Annotated in this window: 25 protein-coding genes and 1 riboswitch; of the genes, 16 read left to right on the forward strand and 9 right to left on the reverse strand. The window is 62.1% G+C overall.

From position 1 onward, the window contains the following. Nucleotide 1: 1 nt before the first annotated feature. Genes cobN through cobJ form a run of 5 tightly spaced genes read left to right on the forward strand, consistent with a single transcriptional unit; the run spans nucleotide 2 to nucleotide 6,555 of the window. Nucleotides 2-3,301, forward strand: coding sequence for a cobaltochelatase subunit CobN (gene cobN / locus ACU0FH_RS22710; RefSeq protein ID WP_446196942.1), 3,300 nt, complete (start codon nucleotides 2-4; stop codon nucleotides 3,299-3,301). Continuing rightward, nucleotides 3,298-4,440 (forward strand): precorrin-3B synthase, encoded by a 1,143-nt coding sequence (gene cobG / locus ACU0FH_RS22715; protein WP_446196943.1) that lies wholly within the window; start codon nucleotides 3,298-3,300, stop codon nucleotides 4,438-4,440. Before cobN ends, cobG begins: the two co-directional genes overlap by 4 nt. Further along, nucleotides 4,440-5,069 (forward strand): precorrin-8X methylmutase, encoded by a 630-nt coding sequence (locus tag ACU0FH_RS22720; RefSeq protein WP_446196944.1) that lies wholly within the window; start codon nucleotides 4,440-4,442, stop codon nucleotides 5,067-5,069. Before cobG ends, ACU0FH_RS22720 begins: the two co-directional genes overlap by 1 nt. Further along, nucleotides 5,066-5,791, forward strand: coding sequence for a precorrin-2 C(20)-methyltransferase (locus ACU0FH_RS22725; protein WP_446196945.1), 726 nt, complete (start codon nucleotides 5,066-5,068; stop codon nucleotides 5,789-5,791). The genes ACU0FH_RS22720 and ACU0FH_RS22725 overlap by 4 nt, the downstream gene beginning before the upstream one ends. Beyond that, a complete protein-coding gene (gene cobJ / locus ACU0FH_RS22730; protein WP_446197012.1) occupies nucleotides 5,791-6,555 on the forward strand; it encodes a precorrin-3B C(17)-methyltransferase in 765 nt (254 codons plus the stop codon). The genes ACU0FH_RS22725 and cobJ overlap by 1 nt, the downstream gene beginning before the upstream one ends. Here cobJ and ACU0FH_RS22735 read toward each other — a convergent pair. Then, nucleotides 6,513-7,280, reverse strand: a complete 768-nt coding sequence (locus ACU0FH_RS22735; protein WP_446196946.1) for a cobalt-precorrin-6A reductase — start codon at nucleotides 7,278-7,280, stop codon at nucleotides 6,513-6,515. The two genes, cobJ and ACU0FH_RS22735, sit on opposite strands and share 43 nt — an antisense overlap. Between ACU0FH_RS22735 and cbiE the strand changes: the two genes are divergently transcribed. The 7 genes from cbiE (at nucleotide 7,279) to cobF (ending at nucleotide 13,405) form a co-directional block, all read left to right on the forward strand. Beyond that, a complete protein-coding gene (gene cbiE, locus ACU0FH_RS22740) occupies nucleotides 7,279-8,496 on the forward strand; it encodes a precorrin-6y C5,15-methyltransferase (decarboxylating) subunit CbiE (RefSeq protein WP_446196947.1) in 1,218 nt (405 codons plus the stop codon). The two genes, ACU0FH_RS22735 and cbiE, sit on opposite strands and share 2 nt — an antisense overlap. Next, nucleotides 8,493-8,855, forward strand: a complete 363-nt coding sequence (locus tag ACU0FH_RS22745; protein ID WP_446196948.1) for a cobalamin biosynthesis protein — start codon at nucleotides 8,493-8,495, stop codon at nucleotides 8,853-8,855. The genes cbiE and ACU0FH_RS22745 overlap by 4 nt, the downstream gene beginning before the upstream one ends. After that, entirely contained in the window at nucleotides 8,852-9,631 is a 780-nt protein-coding gene (gene cobM / locus ACU0FH_RS22750; protein ID WP_446196949.1) for a precorrin-4 C(11)-methyltransferase, read from the forward strand. The genes ACU0FH_RS22745 and cobM overlap by 4 nt, the downstream gene beginning before the upstream one ends. Next, the gene (locus tag ACU0FH_RS22755) at nucleotides 9,624-10,934 is read left to right on the forward strand and encodes a cobyrinate a,c-diamide synthase (protein WP_446196950.1); all 1,311 of its coding nucleotides are present in this window, start codon (nucleotides 9,624-9,626) and stop codon (nucleotides 10,932-10,934) included. Before cobM ends, ACU0FH_RS22755 begins: the two co-directional genes overlap by 8 nt. Next, complete coding sequence (gene cobA / locus ACU0FH_RS22760; protein ID WP_446196951.1) at nucleotides 10,931-11,653, forward strand: uroporphyrinogen-III C-methyltransferase; 723 nt, start codon at nucleotides 10,931-10,933, stop codon at nucleotides 11,651-11,653. Before ACU0FH_RS22755 ends, cobA begins: the two co-directional genes overlap by 4 nt. A gap of 31 nt (nucleotides 11,654-11,684) precedes the next feature. Further along, nucleotides 11,685-11,871: riboswitch (cobalamin riboswitch) on the forward strand. Between the two features lie 46 nt (nucleotides 11,872-11,917). Continuing rightward, complete coding sequence (locus tag ACU0FH_RS22765; RefSeq protein WP_446196952.1) at nucleotides 11,918-12,595, forward strand: energy-coupling factor ABC transporter permease; 678 nt, start codon at nucleotides 11,918-11,920, stop codon at nucleotides 12,593-12,595. 63 nt (nucleotides 12,596-12,658) lie between these two features. Then, nucleotides 12,659-13,405 (forward strand): precorrin-6A synthase (deacetylating), encoded by a 747-nt coding sequence (gene cobF / locus ACU0FH_RS22770; protein ID WP_446196953.1) that lies wholly within the window; start codon nucleotides 12,659-12,661, stop codon nucleotides 13,403-13,405. 162 nt (nucleotides 13,406-13,567) lie between these two features. Here the strand turns inward: cobF and acnA are convergent, their stop codons facing one another. Continuing rightward, entirely contained in the window at nucleotides 13,568-16,342 is a 2,775-nt protein-coding gene (acnA, locus tag ACU0FH_RS22775; RefSeq protein ID WP_446196954.1) for an aconitate hydratase AcnA, read from the reverse strand. 278 nt (nucleotides 16,343-16,620) lie between these two features. Between acnA and ACU0FH_RS22780 the strand changes: the two genes are divergently transcribed. Further along, complete coding sequence (locus ACU0FH_RS22780; protein WP_446196955.1) at nucleotides 16,621-17,322, forward strand: DUF1223 domain-containing protein; 702 nt, start codon at nucleotides 16,621-16,623, stop codon at nucleotides 17,320-17,322. A gap of 9 nt (nucleotides 17,323-17,331) precedes the next feature. Here ACU0FH_RS22780 and ACU0FH_RS22785 read toward each other — a convergent pair whose 3' ends face one another. The 5 genes from ACU0FH_RS22785 to ACU0FH_RS22805 form a co-directional block, all read right to left on the reverse strand. Beyond that, nucleotides 17,332-18,255, reverse strand: coding sequence for a lysophospholipid acyltransferase family protein (locus ACU0FH_RS22785; protein WP_446196956.1), 924 nt, complete (start codon nucleotides 18,253-18,255; stop codon nucleotides 17,332-17,334). A gap of 5 nt (nucleotides 18,256-18,260) precedes the next feature. After that, on the reverse strand, nucleotides 18,261-19,133 hold the full coding sequence (locus tag ACU0FH_RS22790) for a DMT family transporter (RefSeq protein WP_238370481.1): 873 nt from the start codon (nucleotides 19,131-19,133) through the stop codon (nucleotides 18,261-18,263). 136 nt (nucleotides 19,134-19,269) lie between these two features. Then, the gene (locus ACU0FH_RS22795) at nucleotides 19,270-20,331 is read right to left on the reverse strand and encodes a flagellar motor switch protein FliG (RefSeq protein WP_446197013.1); all 1,062 of its coding nucleotides are present in this window, start codon (nucleotides 20,329-20,331) and stop codon (nucleotides 19,270-19,272) included. A 117-nt stretch (nucleotides 20,332-20,448) separates the two neighbouring features. After that, complete coding sequence (locus ACU0FH_RS22800; protein ID WP_446196957.1) at nucleotides 20,449-20,979, reverse strand: tetratricopeptide repeat protein; 531 nt, start codon at nucleotides 20,977-20,979, stop codon at nucleotides 20,449-20,451. 109 nt (nucleotides 20,980-21,088) lie between these two features. Continuing rightward, nucleotides 21,089-21,247 carry a hypothetical protein gene (locus ACU0FH_RS22805; RefSeq protein WP_446196958.1) on the reverse strand — a complete coding sequence of 53 codons (159 nt, stop codon included), beginning with the start codon at nucleotides 21,245-21,247 and terminating at the stop codon, nucleotides 21,089-21,091. A gap of 276 nt (nucleotides 21,248-21,523) precedes the next feature. Here ACU0FH_RS22805 and ACU0FH_RS22810 point away from each other — a divergent pair, with 276 nt between their 5' ends. Beyond that, nucleotides 21,524-21,826 carry a hypothetical protein gene (locus ACU0FH_RS22810; protein WP_446196959.1) on the forward strand — a complete coding sequence of 101 codons (303 nt, stop codon included), beginning with the start codon at nucleotides 21,524-21,526 and terminating at the stop codon, nucleotides 21,824-21,826. A gap of 52 nt (nucleotides 21,827-21,878) precedes the next feature. On the opposite strand, the gene ACU0FH_RS22815 is transcribed toward ACU0FH_RS22810, so the two are convergent. Together ACU0FH_RS22815 and purB are read right to left on the reverse strand one after the other, a co-directional pair. Beyond that, a complete protein-coding gene (locus ACU0FH_RS22815; protein WP_446196960.1) occupies nucleotides 21,879-22,406 on the reverse strand; it encodes a hypothetical protein in 528 nt (175 codons plus the stop codon). A gap of 295 nt (nucleotides 22,407-22,701) precedes the next feature. After that, a complete protein-coding gene (gene purB / locus ACU0FH_RS22820; protein WP_446196961.1) occupies nucleotides 22,702-24,006 on the reverse strand; it encodes an adenylosuccinate lyase in 1,305 nt (434 codons plus the stop codon). Nucleotides 24,007-24,152: 146 nt separating this feature from the next. Between purB and ACU0FH_RS22825 the strand changes: the two genes are divergently transcribed. Together ACU0FH_RS22825 and ACU0FH_RS22830 are read left to right on the forward strand one after the other, a co-directional pair. Beyond that, nucleotides 24,153-24,560: a DUF6314 family protein gene (locus ACU0FH_RS22825; protein WP_446196962.1), complete on the forward strand. Its 408-nt coding sequence runs from the start codon at nucleotides 24,153-24,155 to the stop codon at nucleotides 24,558-24,560. Between the two features lie 89 nt (nucleotides 24,561-24,649). Next, nucleotides 24,650-25,249, forward strand: a complete 600-nt coding sequence (locus ACU0FH_RS22830) for a biotin transporter BioY (RefSeq protein ID WP_446196963.1) — start codon at nucleotides 24,650-24,652, stop codon at nucleotides 25,247-25,249. Nucleotides 25,250-25,447: the final 198 nt, after the last annotated feature.

Below are 25,447 nucleotides of genomic sequence, written 5' to 3' on the forward strand. Positions count from 1 at the left end.
CATGCATGTGGTGTTTCGCGAAAGTCAGGGGCTGGAGGAAACGGAAACCCCGACAGATCTGGGCCAGAGCCCGGGCGATCTGGCGGTTCTATCCTTTTCCGACAGCGATCTCGGCGCATTTGCCGCCGGTTGGCACCGTGCGCGCGAAGGCGGTTTCGAACCGACCCTGCGGCTTGCCAACCTGACTGCGCTGAAACACCCGCTTTCTGTCGACACCTATGTGGAACAGACACTTGCCGGGGCCAAGGGCATCCTGATCCGGCTGATCGGCGGTATTTCCTACTGGTCCTATGGGATTCAGCAGGTTCAGGATCTGGCGCGGCGCAATCGCATTGCACTCGCGGTGCTTCCTGCCGATGGCCGCGCCGATCCGCGACTGGATGAGGTGTCGACCCTGCCGGTCTCGACCCTCGCGCGGCTGACCCGGCTCTGCGATATGGGCGGTACGGTCTCGGCACAGGCCGCGCTGGCGCAGCTTGCGCTTGCCGCCGGGTTCTATGCTGGCCCGGTGCGCGGGGCCAAGGCGCTGCCGCAGGTCGGGCTCTGGCACCCTAAGGATGGCGTGATCTGCCCGCTCTCGGCCTATCCTGTCACCCGGGATCGCCCCCGCGCGCTGATCACCTTTTACCGCGCCTATCTCGCCGCCGCCGATACCGCGCCGATCAAATCGATGTATGACGCGCTGACAGGGCAGGGGTTCGACGTGGCAACGCTCTTCGCGCCCTCGCTCAAGGCGCCTGAGGCCGCTGGCTGGATCGAACGGCAGGTTCAGGGCCTCGCGCCGGATATCATCATCAATGCGACCTCATTCTCTGGCATCGGCGCCTCGGGCCATTCCCCGCTCGACATAGCCGGGGTACCCGTCATGCAAGTCGCGCTCTCCACCTCGGGTCGCAAAGCGTGGGATGAGTCCGAACGCGGGCTGTCGCCCAGCGATCTCGCCATGCACGTTGTGCTGCCCGAGGTCGATGGCCGTCTCTTTGGCGGTGTCGTGTCCTTCAAGGAACCCGGCCAGCGGGACACGGCGCTGGAATTCTCTCGCGCCGCCCACATGCCCGAGGATGACCGTATCAATGCCATCGCCCGGCGGGCTGCACGACTGGTGCACTTGAAGTGTACGGATAATGTACGGAAATCACCCGCTCTGATCCTGTCCACCTATCCCGGCAAGGACTGGCAGATGGGCCATGCGGTTGGGCTCGACGCTCCGGCCTCGGCCGAGGCGATTCTGACCTCGCTGGCTGGGCAGGGATGGCAGATCGAGCCGGGCGCACCGCTCACACATTCCCTGCGTGCGGAAACACTCAGCTGGCCGCTGTCAGACTACCGCGCCGCGTTGGAAACCCTGCCGCAATCGCTCCGCGACGATCTGAACGCGGCTTGGGGCGATCCAGAGGACGACCCCGCCTGCAAAGATGCTCAGTTCCATTTCAAGGCCACCCGTCGCGGCGCCGCACTGGTCGCCCTACAACCCGAACGGGGGCAAATCGCGCAGCGCGAAGACGATTACCACGATCTCTCGCGCACGCCACGTCACGGCTATGTGGCCTTTTACCTCTGGCTGCGTCACGCGCTGGGCATCGACGCGCTGATTCACATCGGCGCGCATGGCACGCTGGAATGGCTGCCCGGCAAGGCCGTCGCGCTGTCCGATGCCTGCTGGCCCGAGGCGCTGATCGGCGACCTGCCGGTGATTTATCCCTTTATTGTCAATGACCCGGGCGAAGCAGCTCAAGCAAAACGGCGCATCGGCGCCCTGACGTTGGGCCACCTGCCGCCGCCGATGAAAGCAAGCAAAACGCCCGACCGGTTCATCCATCTCGAGGCGCTGCTCGACGAGTTCTCCAACGCCGACGGACTCGACCCGCGCCGCCGCGACAGGCTACAGGCTGACATCCGGGCCGAGGCGCAATCTCTCGGGGTCGAGGCCGATCTTGGTCTCGATACCGCCGCCAGCACCGCCGAGGCAATCACCCGCATCGACCGCTTCGTCTGCGACATCAAGGAAAGCCAGTTCGGCGACGGGCTGCACATCCTCGGCCAGCCGGTGACCGAAGGCGCACCGTTTGAGACAGATCATTCGGTTTTAAATGAAATCAACAGCCTGCATGCCTCTCTTAAAGCGGAACGCATCCCCGCCGGTCCTTCGGGGTCTCCTTATCGCGGCCGCCACGACGTTCTACCCACGGGTCGTAACCTCTTCACCACCGATCCACGTTCCGTACCGACTCGGTCCGCCTATGCGCAGGGGGCAAAACTCGCCGAGGAACTGGTGCGTCGTCACCTTCAGGATCACGGCGATTATCCCAAGGGGCTGGTCGTCGACCTCTGGGGCTCGGCGACCATGCGCACCGCGGGCGAGGAATTCGCTATGGCGCTGCACTTGCTGGGCGTGCGGCCGGTCTGGGACAAAGGGAGCGAGCGTGTCTCGGGGATCGAGATCCTGCCGATCACCGAACTTGACCGCCCGCGACTGGACGTCACCTTGCGTGTTTCCGGTCTTTTCCGTGACGTGTTCCCCTCACTCTCCGGCATCTTTACGCAGGCAATACAAATGCTTGCGGGCCGTGATGAAAGTTCCGACTGGAACCCTTACGCCGGGCAGCTGGCCGCAGCGCGGGTCTTTGGTCCGGCCCCGGCAAGCTATGGATTGGGCATGGGGCATCTGGCCGAAACCTTCACAGATGAAGCCCGCGCCGCCGCCGGACAGGCGTGGCTGGAAGCAAGCGCGTGGTCGATGGATGGCGAGCAGATCACCCGCGATGGCGCGGGCATCGCGGCACGTGTCGCCAATGCCGATGCCTTCGTTCACCCGCAGGACCTGCCGGAAAGCGATCTGCTCCTCGCCGCCGACTACGCCACCCATGAGGCCGGATTTGCTGCCGCGAAATCCATCACCGGCGGGCGCAAGGCGGCGCTCTATCACCTCGACAATACCCGGCCCGAGACGCCGCGCGCCCGCGCGCTGGCCGAGGAAATTGCCCGCGTGGTGCAGGCCCGCGCCGCCAATCCCGATTGGATCGCGGGCATGCGGCGGCACGGCTTTCGGGGCGCGGCGGAAATTGCGGCAACCTTGGATCATATGGCCGCATTCGCCAATCTCGCCGATGCGGTTGGCCCGCATCTCTTTGATCTCTATTATGAATCAACGCTGGGCGACGCCGAGGTCGACAGCTTCTTGCAAACCGAAAATCCCGAAGCGCATCGCGCCATGCACGACCAATTCGCCGCGCTCGATGCCGCCGGGCTATGGCAGACCCGGCGCAACTCTATACGCGCCCGACTGGACCAACCCGCATGAACATGCCACGCGTTTCCCCTCCCGAGGTCAAGGGCTGGTGCCCCGGTGCCTTTACCCCGATGCGTTCGGGCGACGGACTGATCCTGCGCATCCGCCCGCATATGGGGCGGCTGAGCCGCGAACAGGTGCTGGGCCTCTGCGTCGCCGCGCAGGAACACGCGAGCGGCTTTATCGACCTGACCAACCGCGCCAACCTGCAGCTGCGCGGTGTGCGCGACGAGGCCTATGATGCGCTGCTCGCGGCACTGCTGAAACTCGACCTGCTCGATCCTGACCCAGAGACGGAACGCCGGCGCAACATGATCGTCACCCCCTTCTGGCAGACCGGCGACCTGACCGAACGCCTTGGGCTTGAGCTGATCAGCCGTCTCTCCGAACTTCCTGACCTTCCAGCAAAATTCGGTTTTGCCATTGATAGCGGCAGTGCCCCGGTGCTGGGCGCGGATTCTGCCGATATCCGGGTTGAGCGGACCGAGACGGGCGGCGTGCTGGTGCGCGCCGACGGGACGGAATGGGCCCGCGCGGTGGATCTCGACCGGGCCATCGGCATGGTCATCGAGCTTGCCCATTGGTTTGCCGAAAACAGCGATCAGGATCGGCGCCGCATGGCGCAGGTGGTCGAACATCTGCCACAGGACTGGCGGCAGGAACTGCCCGCTCCCTCTGCACCGCCGGGCCGGGCAGGGCCGCGTGGCGGCGGTATGATGGTCGGCACGGCCTTTGGATCCTGTCCGGCGGTTGCCTTAGCAGAACTCATGCGCCAAAGCGACGCCCGCGAGCTGATCCTCACCCCGTGGCGACTGTTTTTCCTGCCCGGTGTCACGACCCTCCGCAGGCCAGGTTTCATCACCGACCCACAGGATCCGCTTTTGCGTGCAAGGGCCTGTCCCGGCGCGCCATTTTGCACTTCGGCCAGCGTTGAAACCCGCCGGATTGCCGCCGAACTCGCACCGCGCGTCTCCGGCGATCTGCACGTCTCGGGGTGTAGCAAGGGTTGCGCCCATCCGCGCAAGGCCGATGTAACGCTCGTCGGAGTCGAGGGCCGCTTTGATCTTGTCCGGAACGGCGCATCGTGGGATGACCCGGTGCGGCGCGGATTGACGCCCGATGAACTACTGTCCGGGGTGGAACCTCACTGATGCCTTATGAATACCAGACCGACGGCGCGGCGATTTACGCGCAATCCTTTGCCACGATCCGCGCCGAGGCCGATCTTGCCCGGTTCGACCCGGACGAAGAACAGGTCGCCGTGCGCATGATCCACGCCGCCGGGATGGTCGGGCTTGAGGAACATATCCGCTTTTCCCCCGGTTTCGTGAGTGCCGCCCGCAACGCGCTGAACGCGGGCAAGCCGATCCTCTGCGATGCGCGTATGGTCAGCGAAGGGGTCACCCGCCCGCGCCTGCCCGCCGATAACGCGGTCATCTGCACCCTGCATGATGAGGGCGTGCGCGAAAAGGCGACCCAAATGGGAAACACCCGCTCCGCCGCGGCTTTGGAGCTGTGGCGCCCGCATCTGGACGGCGCGCTGGTGGCGATCGGCAATGCGCCCACGGCGTTGTTCCACCTGCTGAACATGCTCGAAGACCCCGATTGCCCGCGCCCTGCCGCGATCATCGGCTGCCCCGTCGGCTTTGTCGGCGCGGTCGAATCCAAGGACGCGCTGTGGGAGGCGCAGCCAGTGCCCAGCGTCATCGTCAAGGGCCGCCTTGGCGGCAGCGCGATCACCGTGGCGGCGATCAACGCCATTGCGAGCCGCGCGGAATGAGCGGGACAGTCTATGGTCTCGGCCTCGGGCCCGGCGATCCGGACCTGCTCAGCGTGCGCGCGGACCGGCTCTTGCGGCAGGCGCGCCACGTGGCCTTCTTTCGCAAGGCTGGTCGCAAGGGGCAGGCGCGCCAGATCGTCGAGAGTATGATTCCGGCAGATGCTGTCGAAATCCCGATGGAATATCCGGTCACGACCGAAATCCCGCTCAGTGATCCGCGCTATAACGAGATTCTGTCCGCCTTTTACGCCGAGCAGGCCGAAAAGCTTTCGGCGCTGGTGGCCGACGGGCATGACATCGTGGTCCTCTGCGAGGGTGATCCGTTCTTTTACGGGTCGTTCATGCACCTGCATTCGCGGCTCAAGGACATCGCGAATGTCGAGGTCGTGCCCGCCATCACCGGGATGTCGGCGGCATGGACAGCGACTGATATGCCAATCACATGGGGCGACGACGTGCTCACCATTCTGATGGGCACGCTGCCCGAGGAAGAACTGCGTCGCCATATGCAGGACACCGACGCGCTCGTCATCATGAAGATCGGCACCAATATCGCCAAGATCCGGCGCGCGTTGGATGCCGTCGGCCTGACCGAGAAAGCTTGGATGGTGCAATACGCGGCCATGCCGCGCCAGACTGTGACACCTCTGGTCGAGGCGGATTGCGAAAAGGCACCCTATTTCTCGATCATCGTGGTGCATGGACAGGGGCGGCGCCCGTGATGGGCCGCGTGACCATCGTTGGCCTGGGGCCGGGGTCTGATGACCTCGTGACGCCCGAGGTGACGGCCGCGCTTGCGCAGGCGACCGACGTCGTCGGTTATATCCCTTATGTCAAACGGATACCCCCGCGCGACGGGCTGACGCTTCACGCCAGTGACAACCGGGTCGAGATCGAACGCGCCACTCATGCGCTTGAAATGGCAGAAGCTGGGCGGCAGGTGGTCGTGGTTTCCTCCGGCGATCCGGGCGTCTTTGCTATGGCCTCGGCGGTGTTCGAAGCGATGGAGCTTGACCTTGACCGCTGGCGCGAGACGGATGTGCAGGTCATGCCCGGCATCACCGCGATGTTGGCCGCCGCCGCCCGCGCCGGGGCGCCGCTTGGCCATGATTTCTGCGCCATCAACCTGTCGGACAATCTCAAGCCCTGGCCCCTGATCGAAAAACGCCTGCGCCTCGCGGTCGAAGGCGACTTTGCCATGGCCTTCTACAATCCGCGCTCGAAATCCCGTCCCGAAGGGTTCGCGCGGGCACTGTCACTCTTGCAGAAGGCTTGCGGCGATGCGCGCCCGGTCATATTCGCCCGCGCCGTATCGACGCCCGAAGAGGAACTGGCCTGCGTCCCGCTGACCGAGGCTACGCCGGAAATGGCCGATATGCGCACTGTCGTTATCGTCGGCAGTTCCCTGACCCGTGTCATCACCCGCAGCGGCGCACCGCTGATCTATACGCCCAGATCGGTGCCGGACACGCCGGAGGGTGTATGAGAAAGCCATCTCATAACATCCTGAACTTCATGGGTTTCATGCCGGTCGGGCAGCGCGGGGCGGTCGATCATCAGCACCGGAATGCCCAGTTCGCGGGCGGCATCGATCTTTGCCCGCGCAGCGCTGCCGCCCGCGTTTTTCGACACGACAAAGTCGATGGCATGGCGTTCCATCAACGCCCGGTCGCCGTCAAGCGTGAAGGGGCCGCGCGACACTTCGACCGCGTATTCCGGAAACGGCAGCGCTCCGGGCACATCGACCAGCCGCAGCAGATAGAAATGCTGACGCAGGGGCGCAAAGGATTCGAGGTACATGCGGCCGATCGCCAGCATCACCCGCTGCCTCGCCCCTTCCAGCGCGCGCACCGCAGCAGTAATATCCGGCACATGCTGCCAGCAATCCCCGGCCTGCGCGACCCACGGAGCTCGCGTCAGCGCGATCAGCGGAATGTTCACCTGCTGACAGGCGGCAATCGCATTCCGGCTCATCTGCGCAGCAAAGGGATGTGTGGCATCAATTACATGGCTCACCGCGTTTTCGCGCAGCCAGTTCGCCAGCCCGTCGACCCCGCCAAATCCGCCCGTGCGGATCGGCAGTGGTTGCGGTCGGGGCTGTTCGACACGGCCGGCATAGGAAAACACGCCCTCGATCCCGGCCTCGCTCACAGCCTTGGCCAGCGCCGAGGCTTCGCTCGTCCCGCCAAGGATCAGCAGGTTCGGTTTCATGTCTGACACGCGCTCCAATGACGGCCCATGGCTTACGATTATCGGAATTGGCGAGGATGGGCCAGACGGTCTGACCGTGGAAAGCCAAGCCGCTTTGGCTGATGCCGAAATAGTCATGGGCGCCGAACGTCATCTATCGCTGATCCCGGAAATAAAAGCTGAAACAGTGGTTTGGCCGGTGCCGTTCAAGAACGGGTTAAACCTTCTCGACGGCTATCGCGGTCGCCCCACTGTCGTTCTGGCGTCGGGCGATCCTTTCTGGTTCGGTGCGGGATCGGTTCTTTCGGGCCGATATGAGCGCGCGGAATGGCGAGCGATCCCGGCGATCTCTACGTTCCAGCTTGCCGCTTCCCGGATGGGCTGGCCGCTGGAAAAAACCACCTGCCTAGGGCTGCACGCGACCCCTTTGTCGCAATTGCGCCCCCGTCTCGCGACGAAAGCCCGGATGATCTTATTGCTGCGCGATGGTGAGGCGGTCGGCACGTTGGCGAACTGGCTGGTTGAGACAGGTTTCGGTGACAGCGACCTCATGGTGATGGAGGCTCTTGGCGGTCCGCGCGAAAGGCTGCGCAGCCGGAACGCACAGGGATATGACCTTAACGATGTGGCCCATCCGGTCTGCGTCGCGCTGGAGTGTCAGGGTACGGGGGCGGTCATGCCGCAAAGTTCCGGCCTGACGGACGACTGGTTCGACCATGACGGGCAGATCACCAAGCGACCGGTGCGCGCTCTGACCCTCTCGGCCCTCGCGCCACGCCCTTTCGAACATCTCTGGGACATCGGCGCCGGATCGGGATCGATCGGGATCGAGTGGCTGCTGCGTGATGCCAGCCTGACGGCCACGGCCTTCGAGTCTAACGTGAGCCGCGCCGCACGAGTGCATGAAAATGCTGGAAAATTTGGTTTGGGTGGGCGCATTGATGTGGTCGAAGGAAAAGCAATCGAGCACCTCGATCAACAATCCATACCAGATGCGGTTTTTATCGGCGGCGGGCTGGAAGAGGCGATGCTGCAAAAGCTCTGTGCCATCCTTCCCACCGGCACCCGGCTTGTCGCCAACGCGGTGACGTTGGAAAGCGAGGCCTTGCTGGCAAACTGGCAAGCCAACAAGGGCGGAGAGCTTCTCCGCATCGAACTTGCCGAGGCCGCGCCGCTGGGACGTAAACGCGGCTGGAAATCGGCCTATCCCATCGTTCAGTGGAGCGTGACCCTGTGATTGTCGCCGGTTTCGGTTTTCGCCAGACGGCAACACTGGCAAGCCTCCAATCCGCGCTGGCCGCCACAAAGGCGTTTCCAACTGCCCTTGCCGCACCACATGATAAATGCGCCGCAACCATCATGATAACGCTGGCACATTCCATGAAGCTGCCGCTAATCCCAGTGCCCGTCGACGACCTCACCAAAGCGGAAACACTCACACGGTCCGAACGAGTGATGGAAGAACGCGGCACGGGAAGCGTCGCCGAAGCCGCCGCACTGGTTGCAGCGGGACCCGGCGCGCGGCTACAAGCGCCCCGATGCGTGTCGCAAGACCGACTGGCCACCTGCGCCATTGCCGAAAGGAAGTTGCCATGACCGTTCATTTCATCGGTGCCGGGCCGGGCGCGGCCGATCTCCTCACCCTGCGCGGTCGCGATATCGTCGCTTCCTGTCCGGTCTGCCTCTATGCAGGTTCCTTGGTGCCGCAGGAAATCCTGTCGCATTGTCCCGAGGGTGCGCGGATCGTGAACACCGCGCCGCTCGACCTCGACGCCATCATCGCCGAGATCAAAACAGCACATGACGCCGGGCAGGATGTGGCGCGTCTGCATTCCGGCGATCTTTCGGTCTGGTCGGCGATGGGCGAACAGCTGCGCCGCCTGCGGGCCGAGGGCATTCCCGTCAGCGTGACACCCGGTGTGCCGTCATTCGCCGCTGCCGCCGCCGCCATTGGGGCCGAACTGACCCTGCCGGGCCTCGCGCAATCGGTGGTCCTGACCCGCACGCCGGGCCGTGCTTCGGCCATGCCAAGCGGCGAGAGCCTTGCCAATTTCGCGGCCACCGGCGCGACGCTGGCCATTCACCTGTCGATCCACAATCTTGTCCAAGTGGTAGCGGACCTGACCCCGCCTTATGGCGCGGATTGCCCAGTTGCGGTGGTCTATCGCGCAAGCTGGCCCGATCAAAAGATCCTGCGTGGCACACTTGCCGATATTGAGGCACAGATGAGCGCCGAGATCGAGCGTACCGCGCTGATCCTTGTCGGCCCCGCGCTGGCGGGTGAAGGTTTCGACGAAAGTTGCCTCTATTCAACGGATTACGACCGGAGGTTCAGGCCACAGCAGGCAGATGGAGGGCGCTGGAATGAATAACCCGCCCGGCATCCTGATTTCCGCCCCCGGGTCCGGCACCGGCAAGACCACGGTGATGCTGGGCCTCTTGCGCGCCTTCGCCGAAGACGGCCTTGCCGTACAGCCCTTCAAAAGCGGCCCGGATTACATCGATCCGGCCTTTCACCTTGCCGCCGCCGGGCGCAATAGTTTCAACCTCGATACCTGGGCGATGGACGACGCACTACTCTCTGCTGTCGGTCAGCAGGCCAAGGGCGCCGATCTGATCATTGCCGAAGGATCGATGGGCCTTTTTGATGGGGTCGCTTTCAAAGGCGCGACCGGGCAGGGCACCAGTGCCGAAACCGCGATCCGCATGGGCTGGCCGGTGGTACTGGTCCTTGATGTCAGCGGGCAGGCGCAATCCGCCGCCGCCACGGCGCTTGGCTTTGCGACCTATCGCGACGACATCAACCTCGCCGGGGTCATCCTGAACCGCGTCGCCAGCCCGCGACACGAACGGCTGACCCGGCTGGGCATGGAAAAGGCCGGGGTCAAGGTTCTCGGCTCCTTGCCGCGCCGGGGTGACCTGACCCTGCCAGAGCGTCACCTTGGCCTGATACAGGCGGTCGAACACCCCGATCTTGATGCTGCCATCGCCGGTTACGCGGCCTTCCTGCGCGAAAACGTCGATCTCGCCGCAATCCGTGCTGCCGCCACCGGCCGCCCGCTGACCCGGACGGGCAGCCTGCCTACGCCACCCGCCCAACGCATCGCACTGGCCCGGGACGCGGCCTTTTCCTTTACCTATCCGCATCTGCTCGAAGGCTGGCGCAACGCCGGGGCCGAGATCCTGCCGTTCTCTCCATTGGCGGATGAGGCACCGGACCCGGACGCCGATCTGGTCTGGCTGCCAGGCGGCTACCCGGAACTGCATGGCGCGACGCTGGCCAACGCCGGGACTTATATTAAGGGCCTTCGCAAACACGCCGAAACCAGGCCCGTCCACGGCGAATGCGGGGGCTATATGGCGCTGGGGCAGGCGCTGATCGACAAGGAAGGCAACCGCCACCAGATGGCCGGACTTCTGGGTCTTGTGACCTCTTATGAGAAACGCAAGTTCCACCTCGGCTACCGTCTCGCCCGGCTCAACGCCGCGATGCCCGGCCAGCCCGAGGGCACCTATCTGCGCGGCCATGAATTCCACTATTCCACGATCCTCGAGGAACCGGATGCACCGCTGGCCCATGTCACCGATGCCGAAGGCGCCACGGTACCGGAAACCGGGTCAATCAAGGGCCGTGTCACCGGAACCTTCTTTCACCTGATCGCGAGGTCCGCATGACCGGGTTCGTCAGCTTTGTCGGCTCCGGCCCCGGTGACCCGGAGCTTCTGACGCTCAAGGCGGTGGACCGGATGAAGCGTGCCGATGCGATCCTGTTCGACGATCTTTCCTCGGGGCCGATCCTTGCCCATGCCGGGCGCGGTGCCGATCTGGTCGGTGTCGGCAAGCGGGCAGGGCGACCCTCGCCGAAACAGGACCACGTCAGCCGCCTGCTGGTCGATTACGCGAAAACCGGCGCCCGCGTGGTGCGGCTCAAATCCGGCGATGGAGGCATGTTCGGCCGGCTCGAGGAAGAGTTGATCGCCCTGCGTGAGGCCGGGATCGACTATGAGATCATTCCCGGCATCCCCTCTGCCTGCGCCGCCGCCGCTGCAGCCGGGATCCCGCTGACCCGCCGCTTGACCGCGCGGCGCGTGCAATTCGTCACCGGCCACGATGTTTCGGGGGCCTTGCCCGAGGATCTGAACCTTGCCGCGCTGGCCGATCCGTTGGCAACCACCGTCGTTTTCATGGGCAAACGGACTTTTCCGCGCCTCGCCGATCTACTGACCGGCGCGGGCCTGCCGCCCGACACACCCGCGCTTCTGGCCGAATCCGTCTCGACCCCGGATCAGCAGTTGATGCGCTCCACAGTCGCCGGTCTGGCTGAGCGTTTCGCCAATGACCCGGGGCCCGCCCCGGCGCTGATCCTCTACGGCGCTCTGGCAACCGCCTCTTAACTGTTTCTTCCTTGACCTGAAGGCATGATTTGGCCAATGGTCACGAAACGGTGCTCTCATTTGCTTGAGGGTTAAAAGGGAATGGGGTGCAAGGCCCCGACTGCCCCCGCAACTGTAAGCGGTGTGCCTGTTCAGCGATCCACTGGCGATGCCGCCGGGAAGGAAGAACAGGGCCGATAGCCGCGAGTCAGGAAACCTGCCGTATGAAACCAATTGGGCCTCAAGGCCCGCAAAATCGCCGGGGTTGGCGGAAGGAGACGACAAATGCATATCGAACCAGGCATCGTGCATGGCGCAAAAATGGCGCTGGCCTATGGCACAGCGGCCGCAGCGGCGGGCTATTCGCTCAAGATGATCGCGGATGACCTCAAGACTCACGCGGTGCCCTCCTTTGTCGCCCGGGCCGCCCTTGCTGTCGTGGCCGTGCTGGTCTTCTTCGAAATCCTGCCGCATTTCCCGGTCGGCGTGTCCGAAGTTCACCTGATCCTCGGTACCACGCTCCTGTTGCTTCTCGGGACTGGCCCGGCAGCGGTCGGCCTTGCAGGCGGTCTCGCGATCCAGGGCATGTTCTTCGCCCCGACCGATCTGCCGATGTACTTCGTCAATGTCACCACGCTGCTGGTGCCGCTCTTCGCGATCCACGCCATCGCGCGCAAGGTGCTGCCGCAGGGCGTCGCCTATGTGGACCTCGGCTACGGCGACGTGCTGAAGCTTTCCGTGGCTTACCAGGGCGGTATTGTCGCCTGGGTCGCTTTCTGGGCCTTCTACGGCCAGGGTGTCGGCGCGGAAACCTTCGCCTCGGTTGCCACCTTCGGTGTCGCCTACATGACCGTCGTGCTGATCGAACCGATCGCCGATCTCGCCGTTCTCTGGGTTGCCAAGTCGCTGCGCGGCCTTGAAAAATCCGGCCTCGTCACCCGCCGCCTCTACAACGCGGCCTGAAGACCGGCCAAACCCTGAAGAAAGGAAGCCCCGGTCGCGCAGGCGCCGGGGCTTTTGCATGGCATGGAACATCTTTTCCTGATCGGTATCGGCACCGGCAATCCCGAACATGTCACCGGAGAGGCTCGCCGCACCCTGCGCGAGGCCGACCTTATCCTGATCCCCCGCAAAGGCCCGGACAAGGCCGATCTGGCCGACCTGCGCCAGCAGATCTGCGCCGAGGTGCTCGACGATCCCGCCACCGTCATCCGCGAATTCGACCTGCCGGTCCGCGATGCCTCGGGGGATTACCGCAAAGGCGTGGACGATTGGCACGATGCCATCGCAATGGCATGGGCTGAAGCTATCGCGCGCCACGAAAAACCCGTTCACCGCGTGGCCCTGCTGATCTGGGGCGATCCCTCCCTCTATGACAGTTCGCTCAGAATCGCCGCCCGGCTCACCCCCCAGCCGATGATCCGCGTGATCCCCGGCATCACCGCGATGCAGGCGCTTACCGCCGCCCATGCGATCCCGGTGAACGACATCGGCGCGCCCTTCATCGTCACCACCGGTCGCCAGATCCGCGATCACGGCTGGCCCGCCGGTACCGACACGGCGATTGTGATGCTCGACGGCCAGTGCTCTTTCCAGTCCCTCCCGGCAAAAGATTTCGACATCTGGTGGGGCGCCTATCTCGGCATGAAGGAAGAACTCCTGATCCGCGGCCCCCTCGACATCGTCGCGAATGAAATCGTCGCTCGCCGCGCCGAGGCACGGGCCGAGCACGGCTGGATCATGGACATCTACCTCCTGCGCCGCCGCAGCTGACCCGCGCCCCGCCGCCAAAGACAAAATCCCCTGCTTCTTTGGGTTCTAAAATATCCCCGCCGGAGGCTCCCGCAGCCGCACCCTGCGCCAACGTCCGCGCAAAGAAAAACCCCCGGTCCATCAACCGGGGGCTTCTACAAATCCTGACGGATTTTTAAAGGCTTACGCCGCTTTCGCGAGGTTGCGCAGCACGTAATGCAGCACGCCGCCATGTTCGATGTATTCGATCTCGATGGCCGTATCGATCCGGCATTTCAGCTTGATCGACTTTTTCGACCCATCTGCCATGACGATATCGCAATCGACCACTTCCTGCGGTTTGATCGTGTCGAGCCCGTGGATCGAAACGGTCTCTTCCCCGGTCAGACCCAGCGATTTGCGGGTATCGCCCCCGGTGAACTCGAACGGGATGACGCCCATGCCAACAAGGTTCGAGCGGTGGATACGCTCGAAATTCTCGGCGATCACGGCTTTCACGCCCAGCAGTGCCGTACCTTTGGCCGCCCAGTCGCGCGAGGACCCCGCGCCATACTGTTCGCCGCCAAAGATCACCAGCGGGGTGCCGGCTTCCTGATAGGCCATGGCCGCGTCATAGATCGCTGCCTGTTCGCCATCCGGACCCTTGGTATAGCCGCCTTCGACCCCGTCCAGCATCTCGTTCTTGATACGGATGTTGGCGAAAGTGCCGCGCATCATCACCTCGTGGTTGCCACGACGCGACCCGTACGAGTTGAACTCGCGCACGGGAACCTGACGCTCGACGAGGTATTTCCCGGCCGGGGTGGTGTCCTTGAACGATCCCGCCGGCGAGATGTGGTCGGTGGTGACCATGTCGCCCAGCACCGCCAGTACACGCGCGTTCTCGATGTTGGAAATCGTCCCCGGATCTTTGGACATGCCCTGGAAGTAAGGCGGGTTCTGCACATAGGTCGAGCTCGCGGGCCAGTCATAGGTCTCGCCACCGGAAACTTCGACGCCCTGCCACTTGTCATCGCCCTTGAACACGTCGGCGTATTTATCCTGGAAGGCATCGCGGGTGACGGTCTTTTCAACCAGCTCGGCGATCTCGGCATTCGATGGCCAGATGTCTTTCAGATAGACATCGTTGCCGTCCTTGTCGGTGCCAAGCGCGTCCTTGGTGATGTCGACATTCATGTCGCCGACCAGCGAATAGGCCACGACCAGCGGCGGTGAGGCAAGGTAGTTCGCACGCACATCGGGGGAAATCCGGCCCTCAAAGTTCCGGTTGCCCGACAGGATCGACGTCCCGATCAGATCGTAATCGTTGATCGCCTTGGAAATCGGTGCCTCGAGCGGGCCCGAGTTACCGATACAGGTGGTGCAGCCATAGCCGACAAGGTTGAACCCGATCGCGTCCAGATGTTCTTGCAGGCCAGCGGCCTCAAGATACTGCGACACAACCTGCGACCCCGGTGCCAGCGAGGTTTTCACCCAAGGCTTGCGGGTCAGGCCCAGCTCATGGGCCTTCTTCGCGACCAGACCGGCGCCGATCATCACATAGGGGTTCGACGTATTGGTGCAGGAGGTGATCGACGCGATCACGATGGACCCGTCATGCAACTGGTAGGCACCGTCATCGGTTTTGTACCAGCCCTTGGCGTGATGGCCTTCGTCGCCCGGAATGTCGCGCGGCTCGGGCGCGCCGCCTTCACCTTCCCAGCGGACCTCTTCCTTGACCGAGGCATCCTTGCCGCTGCGCACGCCCTTGACGTATTCGGCAAAAGCAGGCGCCGCCTTGTCGAGCGCGATGTAATCCTGCGGACGTTTCGGACCCGAGATTGCGGGCACGATGGTGCCCATGTCCAGTTCCAGCGTCGAGGAATAAACCGGGCTGTAATCCGCGCCGCGCCACATGCCGTTTTCCTTGGCATAGGCTTCGACCAGTTTCACGCGGGCTTCGTCGCGGCCGGTATTGCGCAGATAACGCAGGGTTTCGTCGTCGATCGGGAAGAACCCACAGGTCGCGCCGTATTCCGGTGCCATGTTGGCGATGGTCGCACGCTGCGCCAGCGGCAGGTTATCCAGACCTTCGCCATAGAATTCGACGAATTTCGACACCACGCCATGTTCGCGCAGCATTTCGACGACTTTCAGAACGAGGTCGGTACCGGTGGTGCCTTCCATCATCTCGCCGGTCAGCTTGAAACCGACAACTTCGGGAATCAGCATCGAAATCGGCTGGCCCAGCATCGCGGCCTCGGCCTCGATCCCGCCAACACCCCAGCCAAGCACGGCCGCGCCGTTCACCATGGTGGTGTGGCTGTCGGTGCCGACCAGCGTATCGGGATAGGCGACTTCCTCGCCGTTCTGGTCCTTGTCGGTCCAGACGGTCTGGGCCAGATACTCAAGGTTCACCTGATGGCAGATGCCGGTGCCCGGCGGCACGACGCGAAAGTTTTCAAACGCGGTCTGGCCCCATTTCAGGAACTCGTAGCGCTCCATGTTGCGCTCGTACTCGCGGTCCACGTTCATCTGGAAGGCGCGCGGGTTGCCGAATTCGTCGATCATGACCGAATGGTCGATGACAAGGTCGACGGGGTTCAGCGGGTTGATCTTCTGTGCGTCGCCGCCCAGGGCCTTGATGCCGTCGCGCATCGCGGCAAGGTCGACAACGGCGGGAACGCCGGTGAAATCCTGCATCAGCACGCGGGCAGGGCGATAGGCGATCTCGCGCGGGTTCTGGCCACCGTTCGCGCCCCATTCGGCAAATGCCTTGATGTCGTCGGTGGAAACGGTCTTGCCGTCCTCGAAACGCAGCATGTTCTCAAGAACCACTTTCAGCGCGGCTGGCAGGTTCGAGAAATCGCCCAGACCGGCTTCGGTCGCGGCGGGAATCGAGTAATACGAGATGGTAGTGCCGTCCACGCTCAGCGATTTGCGTGTTTTGGCGGTGTCCTGTCCGACGGTGATGGGCATGAATGGCCTCCTCATTATGCGGAAAATGGGAATTCGCTACACGCTATCTGCCTCAGCCCGCGTTGGCATTCAATAGCGATCATCCGAAGTGCGCGAATTTTTGTATACCATTGCACACAATTTGTGATCGCTTAGGGTTTTTGTTGGTTTTTTGTCGCGCTCAAGGATTATCAGGCGGGATTCGGGGCAGCTTTATCACCATTGTTTCACCTATGATTGATTGGCCATTACAAGCGGTGCCAACTACACCAGCCGCACGCTCACCCGGAAAGATGAATATGAAACTGCCCGCTACCCTTCTTGCCTCAGCCCTCTCCCTGATACCTGTCAGCTTGTGGGCCGAGGACGATCCGGTTGTGGTCGAACTGTTCACCTCGCAGGGCTGTTCCTCCTGTCCACCGGCCGACCGGCTGCTCAAGCGGCTCACCGCACGCGGCGACGTGATCGCGCTCGCGCTGCATGTGGATTACTGGGATTATATCGGCTGGGTGGATGAATTCGCTGATCCGGCCTTCACCAAGCGCCAGAAACGCTATGCCAAGGCGGCGGGCCGTCACATGATCTACACGCCGCAGATGATCGTGAACGGTCTCGACGATCTGGTGGGGGCACATGACCTCAAGCTGACCGACCTGATCGCGGCGCATAAGGAAAAGCCGCCGCGCGCCAAGATCAACCTGGCCGAGAAGGACACGGAACTGACCATCACCATCGCGCCTCTGGCCGGGCCGCTCAAAGGTCCGTTCGACGTGCATCTCGTGACCTACGAACCCGAGCAGACGGTCAAGATCAAAAAGGGCGAAAACGCCGGTCTCAGCCTTGATTACGTGAACGTGGTGACAAGCTGGACGCACGTGGGCACATGGGACGGGCAAGGCGAAACCGTCATGGAGACGGATCTCGGCGGTCCACTGCCGACCGTCGTGATGGTGCAGGAAACCGGCCCCGGAGAGATCCTTGCCGCCGCCGTTGCGGATTAAGCGAACCGTTTAACCGGGACGGTCGGTTTCCAGCCCCACGTCGAACCACGGTTTCCAGCGCCGGTGAATCCAGAACCACTGGCCCATATGCTCGCGCACCAGGGCTTCAAGCCCGTCATTCAGGTCCTGCGTCATGGTCTTGGCGTCGGTGTGAGGAATCGGCGGGTGCATGACGATCTCGAAATCCAGCCCGTTTTCCTGCCGGATCGCATAGACCGGCAGCATAATCGCATTGTGCTTTAGCGCCAGTTCCGCGGGCACGGTCGAGGTCACCGCCGGTTTGCCAAAGAAATTGATCGCGACGCCGCCATGGCTGTGCAGGTCTCCGACAATCGCGATCAAGCCGCCGCCTTTCAGATAGCGCACCATCTCGATCATGCCGCGCCGTCCCTGTTCGAACATCGGCGTGCCGACGGCCGACAGGGCGCGCACGTAATGCTCGTTGAAATAGGGGTTGGCCATCCGGCGATAAAGCGCGCCGATTTCATAGCCGCGATTGATCATATGCGCCCGCGCGGCATCGTAATTGCCGAAATGCCCGGTCATGAAGACCACCGGACGGCCCTCGGCCCGCGCCTCTTCCAGCGCGGCAAGCCCCGGGCCGCTGACCTTTGCCGCATAGGCGCGTTCCAGAAAGGGACGCCCGGAGTACAGTTCGATCAGCGCGCGCCCCGCATTGTCGGGCACCTCGCGGCATAGCCGCTCAACATCCGCCTTGGGCAGCTCGGGCATCACCAGTTTCAGGTTGTTGCGTATCCGTTTGCGCCCGCCCGCCAGCGGGCTCAGCACCCGCGACACCAGCCACCCCATCATTGGCACCCGCCAGCGATAGGGCACAAGTAGGGCAAGCCCGATCAAAGCCCGCAGGACTAGGTTGCTGCAGAAATACCCGGCTCGCGCCGGTCTGGAGAGTTGGGAAATGTCAGCAGGCACAGGCGTCAGCGCAATTGGTATGTTTCACGATACCAGACATAAAGACCCGCCCCCGCGATCACAAGGGAACCGATGATGGTCCAGCCGTCGGGCATTTCCGAGAACAGCGTCATCCCCCAAAACGCCGCAAAGGCCAGATTGAGGTAGTTATAGGGCGCCAGCATCGTCGCTTCGCCACGGGTAAAGGCTTGAATCAGCGCCATTTGCCCAATGGTCCCCGCCAGAACGATCATGATCATCAGCCCGATCGAGGTTGCATCCGGCGTCACCCAGCGGAACGGCACCGCGATGCTCAGCAGGATCGTGCCGACAAGTCCGGTGTAAAAGAGCGAGGTCCAGACATCCTCATCCGGGCCAAGCCGCCGCGTGAGCAGCGAATAGCTGGAATAGGACAGGGCAGCGGCCAGCGGGAAAAACGCTGCCGGTGTAAACACGTCGCTGCCGGGCCGGATGATGATCAGCGCCCCGATGATGGCGACGACGATACCGGTGATCCGGCGTGGCCCCAGTCTTTCCCCAAGGAAAAGCGCCGCCCCCAGAGTGATCAGCACCGGGTTGGTCGCCATCAGCGCGGCCGCATCGGTCAGCGGGATAAAACTCAGCCCGGTGAAAAAGAACGCGGTCGCGCTCATCAACAGGATCGAACGAAAGATCTGCAGCTTGGGATAGCGGGTGCGCACCACACGGCTGAACCTCGGCAGGATCAGGAGGGTCACAAGCGCCATCTGGCCCGCATAGCGCACCCAAAGCGAGGGCAGCACACCGACCCTTGGCGCCAGCGCCTTCACACTCATGTCCATGACGGAAAAGCAGAAAATTGCTGTTACCATCAAGAGGATGGCGCGATTCTGGTCCGACATGGGGACAGAGGTGCTCATTCCGCCACGGCCAGGCCGGGCAGGCAGGAGAGATCGAAACAGGCGGGGTAAGCGTGCATACTGTACCTGTTAAGCGTCTCTCTCCGAACTGTCCATGCCGTTCGTCGCCGTTACACCGCCACGCGGTCGCGGGGGATCACTCTTCCTCTTCGTCGTCCTCTTCCGTCTGCATTTCGATATCACCCAAATCGAAAAGTTCGCGGATCGAAGCTACAACTGCCCCCATGGCCTCTTCGGCCTCTTTCTTTTTGACCTTACCCTTGTCCGTAATCTCGTCGCGCAGGTTGTCCGCCATGCGCTGGGACATGTTGTCGAGCAGGAAATCGACAACGCCCGAGGTCTCGGGGTCGGTGGCGCCCGCCATCGCAGTGACAAGCACCGCCGGGTCGCAGGCGCGTACCACCGCTGGCACATCCGCCGGTTTCACCCGGATCGAGATATGGGCGAAGGTAAAGATCTCCTTGCGGACCCTTTCGGCGAATTCGGCGTCCGTTTCGTCGAGCCCAGTCAGCATGTCATCGCGAGTCTTTGCCGCCGACTGGTTGAGAATGGCGCCCACGCGCGTGTTGGGCCGCGCCTGAAAGGCGATTTCAGGGCGCTCGTCAAGCTGTGCGGCCAGCGACAGGCCGATCCGGTCCACCGCCTCGGGCGTCACGGATTCGGTCTGCGATACCGCGTAGGTAATGCGCCGGGCCAGCGGCCCGGGCAGTTTGCCAAGCAGTTCCGCCGCCTTCTTTGTTTCGATCTTTGACAGAAGCACCGCCGCGACCTCGATGCTTTCGTTTTCCGCGAATCCGATCAGGTCCTCGATGGGCAGGGCGCGCAGCCGCTCCCACGGGTCGCCCAGCTGCCGCACCCCGGCCTCTTTGCGCAGACGGTTGGCGGTCTGGCGGCTGATCTTGCCGTCGAGCGCGTTCAGCGCCCCCGCGATCCCGTTGGTAAAGGCCAGCCCGACCCGCTCCAGCTCATCCGCGAATTCATCGACCACCGATGCCAGCGTGTCGCGGTCGATCAGGCCCATCTGTCCCATCTGCTGCGTTAGCTTGGCCTGAAGATCCTCGGGTAGGGATTCCAGCGGAATATCCGTCCCGTCATTGATCAAGAGCCGGACCACGATGGCCGCCTTGGCCCGTGCATCCAGCTGTTTCGGTGCGCCGCCGGTTTTCATCGGCGACGGTGCCGGGCCCGACGTCATCATCGGGAGACCCGGAAAGCCCAGATCGTCTTGCAAAACTACGCCCTCGTTAACAAAAAAATGCCCCTTCCAGAGGTCGGGGCAATCTAGGACGAAAGTCGTAAATATTAACTGAAACGATCAGTAGCTATAGGTCATCCCGGTGCGGATCGCCTCGCGCAGAGAAGCCTCGGCCCAGCTACCTTCGCCGCCGCGCGCCTTGATCTCACGCCACTGGGCGATGGCTTCATCGGTGCGGCCTTCTGCCACGAAACCCTGCGCCATGTAGGACCGCGCCAGCATGTTGCCCGGGTTGGCTGCAATCGCCTGCTCATAGAACATGTTGGCGGTTTCGAGATCGCCCATCTTGCGGTGGGTAAAGCCCCAATAGGTCAGGACACGGTCGTCCTGCTGGTCGGGCATCTGGGCCAGAACCGCCTGCGCATCGGTGTAGCGCCCGGCATAGGCCAGCTCGCGCACCGCGCCGTAAAGCGTGTCGGTATCGAGCGAGGATTCCTTGGGATCGACGCAAGACTGGGTCTTGTCGTCCCAGACCTGTGTGCCTTCGCACTCGCTCGTGGTTTTCGTGGTCTTGGGCGGGCTCGACATGTCACTGCCAGCCGCAAAGGCAAAACTTGGCATCGCAACCGCAAGGGCAAGAAGAATACGCATAATGAACTCCAATCAGAAACGGGGCCTGTTGCGAATAACCATGCGATTCCATCTCGGGTTATCCGCAACAGGCGTTGAACTCGCCATCAGACTAGTAGAGGATTCGGGTTCAGCTCGTAACCTGCTTCACACAAGATTGCGATTGTGCGTCCCAGCTTGTGCCTTCGGCGCAGGATTGGGCGCGTTTTTCGGAGTTGCACCCCATCGCAAGGCCAAGGGTGGGAACAAGGGTCAGGGCAAGGGCAGTCAGGGCGGCTTTGATCGGCATCAGTTTCGTCCTCTCTTGTGCTGAGTATGTGCGCTCAGGCTAAACCCGATTGACGCTGCGTCAAAACGCTTTTGGTCCCGCTCACGCGTCTGTGCAGTGATTTGGCCCCTGATGCATCGGAATTGATTTTTTCCGGGGCTTAGTTACCCTTTGGTTGAACCATCCGGAAATTTCCGCGTTGCGTTGAAAATGCACCGGACAGGCCAAAACGCGGCAGGGCAGGCGTTCCGCGCGTTCCTGGCGACTACGGACACGTCTTTTTGAAAAGGAAAACCCATGCGTTGCACGAAATTTCTCAAGGCCCTGCCGCTTGCGACCCTCCTTGCCAGCGCCCAGAGCCTGCCTCTCCCTGCCGCCGGTCTTGCCCCGACAGCGGCCCCCGGCAAATACGAACGCATCTGCGCCACCCGGCTGGCCACCCGTCTCGGCGTGCCGCTCTTCACCATCCAATACGCGCCGCGCGAGGTCACCGAGGTCGGCAACACCGTGGTCCACGTCCATTCCAACGATGGCCTAGGCCGCGCCGCATGCGAAATCAGCAGCAGGGGCGTATTGGTGCAGGTGGTTATTCAGGTGTGAAACGGCTGAAAGCGCTGCACCCAAACTGAACCCGTCCAGAACTTCTCACCAGTCAAATTTTGTAACGATCCAGAAAAGACACTGCGTCATTGCAGCACTCTTTACAATACTTCGCCAGATCTGTTGGTATCCCCGCCAGATCGCTATTCAAAGCATCAACGCTTACCAAGTATCCGTGCAGAAATTTGATGGCTTTTTCTGCCGTCTCCATTTTTGGGATGTGCATCGTTCTTTCTTCATCAAGATGGGCGAGGAACTTATCTCGATATGTGCGCATCCCAGTGATGTAATCTTGGAATTGATCGGAGTTTAAATTAATCTCTTCGAGCATATCGGAATAAAATTCCTTACACATGACAACTTTGTTCCAGTAGTGTTTTCCTTTTCTGTCTCCAAAAATCTTGCACCATTCAAGCACAGCAATATCGATGAAGTTGCCGTCGATAGTCGCGCAGATTTCGCCCAGTTTACCGGGCGAAAGTCGCTTGTGCCAAACCCGATAGTAGGCCAAATTCCTCGAAAAATGAATGCAGAGCAGTGCAGTCCGGCGAAACCGTTCTTTGTCAGATAATGTATTCATTGTCCTCTTCTCTACTCTCACAAAACACGCTATGTACTCGTTTCTTTAAGTTCGGAGCTTTCTTTTGCCAACCAACTTTCATTTTTATCTTAACTGTTGAACTTTTGAAATTTTGGTTTTTGAAATATTAGTGTTTGCGGGAGTCAGGTTAACGAATTTGCAGATAAATGCGATGGGTTTGAATGCAAAAATGTAACGTCCTTTTTCGAGAATTCCGAATGTCTATGAACTCGATGTATGAACAGAAAAAGGCCCCTCGCGGGGCCCTCTGAACGCATCGTGTTTGTCGCCGGGACTACTCGCCGAACACCCGCTTGAAAATCGTATCCACATGTTTCGTGTGGTAATCCATGTCGAATTTCTCGTTGATCTGCTCTTCGCCAAGCGCGGCGACGACGTCCTTGTCGCCCAAGAGCTGTTCGCGGAAATCGACGCGGTCTTCCCAGACTTTCAGCGCGTTGCGCTGCACCATCGCATAGGCGTCCTCACGGCTCACACCGGCCTGAGTCAGCGCCAGCAACACCCGCTGGGACATCACCAGACCGGGGAACTTGTTCATGTTGTCGAGCATGTTTTCGGGGAAGATCAGCATGTTCTCGACCACGCCCGCCAGCCGGTTCAGCGCGAAATCGAGCGTGATGGTCGCGTCGGGGCCGATGCCGCGCTCGACCGAGGAATGCGAAATGTCGCGCTCATGCCAAAGCGCGACGTTCTCCATCGCCGGGATCACCGCCATGCGGACCAGACGCGCAAGACCGGTGAGGTTCTCGGTCAGAACCGGGTTCTTCTTGTGCGGCATCGCCGAAGAACCTTTCTGGCCCATCGAGAAGAATTCGGCCCCCTCCAGCACCTCGGTGCGCTGCATGTGGCGGATTTCGATCGCGACGTTTTCGATAGAGGAGGCGATGACGCCCAGCGTGGCAAAAAACATCGCGTGACGGTCGCGCGGGATCACCTGGGTCGAGATCGGCTCGGGCTTGAGGCCCAGCTTGGCGCAGACATGCTCTTCGACAGCGGGGTCGATATTGGCGAATGTTCCCACCGCGCCGGAAATCGCACCGGTGGCGACCTCTTCGCGCGCCGCCTGCAGACGTGCCTTGTTGCGGTCCATCTCGGCATAGAAACGGGCAAAGGTCAGACCCATCGTGGTCGGCTCGGCATGGATGCCATGGCTGCGGCCCACGCGCACGGTCATCTTGTGCTCCATCGCGCGTTTCTTGAGCGCGGCCAGCACCTTGTCCATATCGGCCAGAAGGATATCGGCGGCCCGCACCAGCTGCACGTTGAGGCAGGTATCCAGCACGTCCGATGAGGTCATGCCCTGATGGACAAAACGCGCTTCCTCGCTGCCCACATGCTCGGCTAGATGGGTAAGGAAAGCGATCACGTCATGCTTCGTCACGGCTTCGATCTCGTCGATCCGGGCGACGTCGAACTCGACATCCTTGGCCTTCCAGACCGCCTCGGCATTCTCGCGCGGGATCACGCCCAGATCGGCCATTGCATCGCAGGCATGGGCTTCGATCTCGTACCAGATGCGGAATTTCGTCTCCGGGGACCAGATGGCGACCATGTCGGGGCGGGAATAGCGGGGGATCATTGGCAGCAGCACCGTTTGTTGATTGCAAGTGTGTTCGCCCGCGTCTTAGACCGGAGCCGTCAGGTCAGCAAGACGGGGGAGCGCCGCACACCCCGAATTGCGAGATGAAAAACGGCAAAACCGAGTGTAAAAGGGCTGCAATGGCGATGAAACCGCTGAAACTCGCCGATTTCGAGGGCAACTGGACGCTGACCCGGCGCATCCTGCAGAAAAACGCGCCGTCCGCACGGTTCGAGGGAACGGCCCGCTGGCTGCCGGATGGCGACGGCATGGCCTATCATGAAAGCGGCACACTGATGCTGGATGGCCAGCCACCCATGCAGGGCGAGCGCCGCTATCGCTGGCAAGAGGATCTGACCGTCTGGTTCGAGGATGGCCGGTTTTTCCATCAGGTGCCGGGGCAGGGCGGGGCGACACGCCACTGGTGCGACCCGGACCTTTACCGCGTGCAGTACCGCTTTGGCCGCTGGCCCGATTTTGAAACAGTCTGGCGGGTGACCGGTCCGCGCAAGAATTACGCGATGATCAGTCATTTCATCCGGTTGAACCCATAGCGTCAGGTCCGGCGCTAACATCATAGACGCTTGCGATGGCACCCCAACTCGGGCATCTAAATACGAAACACCATTTCCGGAGGAATAACATGTCGTCAGTTTCTACCACGCGGGTACTCAGCCAAAGCTTTGGCGCGCAGGAAGGCACCGCGCTCCGTCTCAAGCAGGCGGCGCTGGTGGTTGTCGGGATCGCGATTCTGGCCATCTGTGCCAAGATCCGTGTACCGATGTGGCCGGTGCCGATCACCATGGGCACGTTTGGCGTGCTGGCGCTTGGCGCGGCCTATGGCGCGCGGCTCGGTCTGGTGACGATCCTTGGCTACATGGTTATCGGCATGCTTGGCTTTGATGTCTTCGCGGGCAGCTCGGCGGAAACCAATGGCATTGCCTACATGATGGGCGGCACCGGCGGCTATCTGGTCGGCTACGTTCTGGCGACCGCCGTCCTGGGTGTGCTGGCCGCACGTGGTTGGGACCGCTCCTTTGGCTGGATGGCGCTGGCTCTGTTGATCGGCAATGTCGTGATATACGTCCCCGGCCTTGCATGGCTCGGCACGCTTTACGGTTGGGACAAGCCGATCCTCGAGTGGGGCCTGACCCCCTTCCTCGTCGGCGACGTAATCAAGCTGGCGCTGGCCGCCATGCTGCTGCCAACCCTGTGGAAGCTGACCGGCAAAGCCCGCGGCTGACCCGCACCCTATTGAATACAAAGGGCGGTCCGGTGGGCCGCCCTTTTTCGTTCTGCTGAACGCCGGCAAAAGGGGTGCACGGGGGGTGTACAGTTTGTGTACGGCTTCTGTACGGATCGTGCATCTGCTTTTCCGGTTCCACGCCCGGGTTCGCACCCTCTCATGCATTCTGTGAACAGGCGCCGACCCAAGCCTAAG

The sequence above is a fragment of the Heliomarina sp. genome (assembly GCF_052826185.1).

Bases quoted from the DNA above. Each gene is read 5' to 3' on its own strand.
- cobN (WP_446196942.1), top strand. From the start codon at position 2: ATGCATGTGGTGTTTCGCGAAAGTCAGGGGCTGGAGGAAACGGAAACC.
- cobG (WP_446196943.1), top strand. From the start codon at position 3,298: ATGAACATGCCACGCGTTTCCCCTCCCGAGGTCAAGGGCTGGTGCCCC.
- ACU0FH_RS22720 (WP_446196944.1), top strand. From the start codon at position 4,440: ATGCCTTATGAATACCAGACCGACGGCGCGGCGATTTACGCGCAATCC.
- ACU0FH_RS22725 (WP_446196945.1), top strand. From the start codon at position 5,066: ATGAGCGGGACAGTCTATGGTCTCGGCCTCGGGCCCGGCGATCCGGAC.
- cobJ (WP_446197012.1), top strand. From the start codon at position 5,791: ATGGGCCGCGTGACCATCGTTGGCCTGGGGCCGGGGTCTGATGACCTC.
- cbiE (WP_446196947.1), top strand. From the start codon at position 7,279: ATGTCTGACACGCGCTCCAATGACGGCCCATGGCTTACGATTATCGGA.
- ACU0FH_RS22735 (WP_446196946.1), bottom strand. From the start codon at position 7,280: ATGAAACCGAACCTGCTGATCCTTGGCGGGACGAGCGAAGCCTCGGCG.
- cobM (WP_446196949.1), top strand. From the start codon at position 8,852: ATGACCGTTCATTTCATCGGTGCCGGGCCGGGCGCGGCCGATCTCCTC.
- ACU0FH_RS22755 (WP_446196950.1), top strand. From the start codon at position 9,624: ATGAATAACCCGCCCGGCATCCTGATTTCCGCCCCCGGGTCCGGCACC.
- cobA (WP_446196951.1), top strand. From the start codon at position 10,931: ATGACCGGGTTCGTCAGCTTTGTCGGCTCCGGCCCCGGTGACCCGGAG.
- ACU0FH_RS22765 (WP_446196952.1), top strand. From the start codon at position 11,918: ATGCATATCGAACCAGGCATCGTGCATGGCGCAAAAATGGCGCTGGCC.
- cobF (WP_446196953.1), top strand. From the start codon at position 12,659: ATGGAACATCTTTTCCTGATCGGTATCGGCACCGGCAATCCCGAACAT.
- acnA (WP_446196954.1), bottom strand. From the start codon at position 16,342: ATGCCCATCACCGTCGGACAGGACACCGCCAAAACACGCAAATCGCTG.
- ACU0FH_RS22780 (WP_446196955.1), top strand. From the start codon at position 16,621: ATGAAACTGCCCGCTACCCTTCTTGCCTCAGCCCTCTCCCTGATACCT.
- ACU0FH_RS22790 (WP_238370481.1), bottom strand. From the start codon at position 19,133: ATGAGCACCTCTGTCCCCATGTCGGACCAGAATCGCGCCATCCTCTTG.
- ACU0FH_RS22795 (WP_446197013.1), bottom strand. From the start codon at position 20,331: ATGATGACGTCGGGCCCGGCACCGTCGCCGATGAAAACCGGCGGCGCA.
- ACU0FH_RS22800 (WP_446196957.1), bottom strand. From the start codon at position 20,979: ATGCGTATTCTTCTTGCCCTTGCGGTTGCGATGCCAAGTTTTGCCTTT.
- ACU0FH_RS22805 (WP_446196958.1), bottom strand. From the start codon at position 21,247: ATGCCGATCAAAGCCGCCCTGACTGCCCTTGCCCTGACCCTTGTTCCC.
- ACU0FH_RS22810 (WP_446196959.1), top strand. From the start codon at position 21,524: ATGCGTTGCACGAAATTTCTCAAGGCCCTGCCGCTTGCGACCCTCCTT.
- ACU0FH_RS22815 (WP_446196960.1), bottom strand. From the start codon at position 22,406: ATGAATACATTATCTGACAAAGAACGGTTTCGCCGGACTGCACTGCTC.
- purB (WP_446196961.1), bottom strand. From the start codon at position 24,006: ATGATCCCCCGCTATTCCCGCCCCGACATGGTCGCCATCTGGTCCCCG.
- ACU0FH_RS22825 (WP_446196962.1), top strand. From the start codon at position 24,153: ATGAAACCGCTGAAACTCGCCGATTTCGAGGGCAACTGGACGCTGACC.
- ACU0FH_RS22830 (WP_446196963.1), top strand. From the start codon at position 24,650: ATGTCGTCAGTTTCTACCACGCGGGTACTCAGCCAAAGCTTTGGCGCG.